General features: G+C 49.8%; 2 tRNA genes and 1 rRNA gene. All 3 read right to left on the bottom strand.

Features of this window, described 5'->3' with window-relative positions:
• Positions 1-914 (bottom strand): 23S ribosomal RNA (locus GGR28_RS18820); the annotation flags it as partial.
• A 663-nt stretch (positions 915-1,577) separates the two neighbouring features.
• Positions 1,578-1,651, bottom strand: a tRNA-Ala gene (locus GGR28_RS18815).
• A gap of 6 nt (positions 1,652-1,657) precedes the next feature.
• Positions 1,658-1,731 (bottom strand) — tRNA-Ile (locus GGR28_RS18810).
• Positions 1,732-2,025: the final 294 nt, after the last annotated feature.

Below are 2,025 nucleotides of genomic sequence, written 5' to 3'. Positions count from 1 at the left end.
TATTGGTAGCTCTACCTCCGGCACACATTCCACGACGCTGCACCTAAATGCATTTCGGGGAGTACGAGCTATCTCCTGGTTTGATTGGCCTTTCAGCCCTACCCACAGGTCATCCGAAAACTTTTCAACGTTTACCGGTTCGGTCCTCCATTCCGAGACTATCGGAACTTCAACCTGCCCATGGGTAGATCACCAGGTTTCGCGTCTACCCCCACTACCTTATGACGCCCTGTTAAGACTCGCTTTCGCTCCGCCTCCGGTGCTGAACACCTTAAACTCGGTAGTGAGGAGTAACTCGTAGGCTCATTATGCAAAAGGCACGCCGTCACCCCGATAGGTATCGGGGCTCCGACCGCTTGTAGGCGCACGGTTTCAGGGTCTTTTCACTCCGCTTCTCGCGGTTCTTTTCACCTTTCCCTCACGGTACTGGTTCGCTATCGGTCTCTCAGGAGTATTTAGCCTTACGGGATGGTGCCCGCAAATTCAGACAGGGTTTCTCCGGCCCCGCCCTACTCAGGATACTCGTCATCAACACCATCCTTCCTGTACGGGACTTTCACCCCCTGTGGTCAGCTTTTCCAAAACTGTTCCAGTTACATGGTATTGAATTATACAAGTCCTACAACCCCACTACGACGTATCGTAATGGTTTGGGCTGTTCCGCGTTCGCTCGCCACTACTTGCGGAATCATTAAATTATTTTCTCCTCCTCCGGGTACTTAGATGTTTCAGTTCCCCGGGTTACCTTCCCGAAATACATCGGGATCCTTGGTCTTCAACCAAGTGGGTTGCCCCATTCGGACATCTAGGAATCAACGGTCGTTTGCACCTCCTCCTAGCTTTTCGCAGCTTACCACGTCCTTCATCGTCTCTGAGAGCCTAGGCATTCCCCGTACGCCCTTCGTTCACTTCCTATTCTTCAGCCAAACCAACTCCCGAAGAAGTCAGTCCAACCAGTTTCTTAGAAACCGAAACGAGTAAAATCGTAACGTTAAATCTTGCCTAAAACTAATGAGTATTATATCCAACAGACGCTTGAGAAATAAAATTGAATTTCTCGCAACGGACTTTATGTGATCATAAATCCATTAAAAATTTCTGTTGCTCTCTTATCCAAACTTGTCAAAGATCGTCACCAACCCCTCAGTTTCCGCCGGCGATAAAGTCTCAGGCTAATGAAGCTTTATTGGCCCGCGGGGGGTTGCTGGTCGATAAACCCGGAATCGAACCGGATGCACGTACCTCCGCTGAGGACGTGACGCCACGTTTATCTGAAATGGCAGGCAGCATGTCGACTGAAGTCGACGCTACTGTTTCTGGGTGGAGATTCGATGACCTCCTGAATGCAAATCAGCCCCGATAATTATCGGGGTAGACAGCTGAGCTCATCATCCACTCATCTCAATGCATACCGATCGTTACCGGCATTAACTGGGTGGAGGATATCGCCCCGATAGCTATCGGGGGAACCGATGACCTCCTGAATGCAAATCAGCCCCGATAGTTATCGGGGTAGACAGCTGAGCTCATCATCCACTCATCTCAATACATACCGATCATTACCGGTACTAACTGGGTGGAGGATATCGGAGTCGAACCGATGACCTCCTGAATGCAAATCAGGTGCTCTAGCCAGCTGAGCTAATCCCCCAGGATGTAGTCCCGGGCAGACTTGAACTGCCGACCTCTACATTATCAGTGTAGCGCTCTAACCAGCTGAGCTACGGGACTGTAAATTTCAAACAGTACCTAAGTCACGGTTGACTTAGCCGGTCATTAGCTTTCACTAATAAAAAGGGCGGTCCATCATTATGGAGCGCCAATTTTTAAATTAACATCAAGGCAGGCGAGTTCGGCCGCAGTATCAACTACTACTACCAGAACCCATGGGTCTCGAATGTGATTGCTCCACCAGGACGAACCGTCCCAACTTCACTGCAACACAAGTTAGTTCACTACAACACGTCAAACATATACAGCAACACGCTCCGTCTTGTCGTCTCGAAAAGGAGGTATTCCAGCCGC

The organism is Neolewinella aquimaris (assembly GCF_014197245.1).
In the GTDB taxonomy this organism is placed as follows: Bacteria; Bacteroidota; Bacteroidia; order Chitinophagales; family Saprospiraceae; genus Neolewinella; species Neolewinella aquimaris.
The sequence above is the reverse complement of the archived record's forward strand: the minus strand, read 5'-3'. Positions and strand labels throughout refer to the sequence as shown.